The organism is Vibrio sp. D173a (assembly GCF_030248475.1).
Genome location: NZ_JAHGAH010001415.1, coordinates 1 through 914, shown reverse-complemented (window position 1 = coordinate 914; position 914 = coordinate 1). Strand labels below are relative to the sequence as shown.

Sequence of the window (914 nt, the reverse complement as noted above, 5' to 3'; positions counted from 1 at the left end):
GGAATCCTTGCTCCCAAAGCACAGGGTAAGAGACAACAGCAATAATATTGAAAGCAAATAAGATCACGGCCATTGGGCGGCTTAACAATCCTAATGCAATGAATACAGGAAGAATGAGTTCCGCTGCGGTGCCCATGTAAGCCGCCATTTCCCAAGGGATTAATGGCACCTGATATTCGAGTTCGAATAGAAATAGCGTGCTATCCCAAGTCGCGATCTTAGTCAGGCCGGAGTTGAAGAATACCCAGGCTACCCACAAGCGACAAAACAGTAGTAATGCAGGTACAAACAGAGCTTGGAATTTGTCAACCAGCCCGTCGTATTGAGCCATCATGTTAGTCACGGTGTTATTGTCCATTTTATTTCTCCTATTCGTCGCCAATAGAAAAGCCAGAGATGATATTGAGTGCTAAAACCTCATTAAGATGGGGTAGCAATGTAGGGTCGATATCAGCGAGCGTGTGTTGGGCTTGGAAGGCTTGCAGAAGCTGAAAAACCTCTCGCGTCACAATATGGGGTTCCAAGGCGTGGTTGTTCATTTTCTGTAGCGTACCAAACTCGGGCTGGGCGATATTTAAACCATCAAGTCGTTCATTGATCATCGCTTGTTCTAGCGTCATAACTTGATAGTCAAAGCTAAGTAGAACCACATCAGAGAACAAGTGAAATATCAGTTCACCATGTTGCTGCGCTGGAATAGTAGAGAGAACCGCCAGTGGATACTGTGTGCCAATACTCAGATTGGGTTCGGCTCGCATTAACGCATCTTTATGCCACTCGTATTGAATCATGCTCGTTAAATAGGGGGCGGCATCAACCACGGCAGGAAACTCACTCACTACCGCATCAAAATCTTCACCGTACTCAGAAATATCTCCCGATTGAGGAGGCGTACTGAGTCCATGATGACGAGC

2 protein-coding genes are annotated in these 914 nt (G+C 46.2%); both read right to left on the bottom strand.

Annotated features, from left to right (window positions below; translation table 11 throughout):
• Nucleotides 1-358, bottom strand: a 358-nt coding sequence (locus tag KIV40_RS33750; protein ID WP_285353789.1) for a DoxX family protein, incomplete at its 3' end; no start/stop codon positions are given.
• A gap of 10 nt (nucleotides 359-368) precedes the next feature.
• A partial coding sequence (locus tag KIV40_RS33745) for a DUF2063 domain-containing protein (protein WP_285353788.1) occupies nucleotides 369-914 on the bottom strand: 546 nt, incomplete at its 5' end.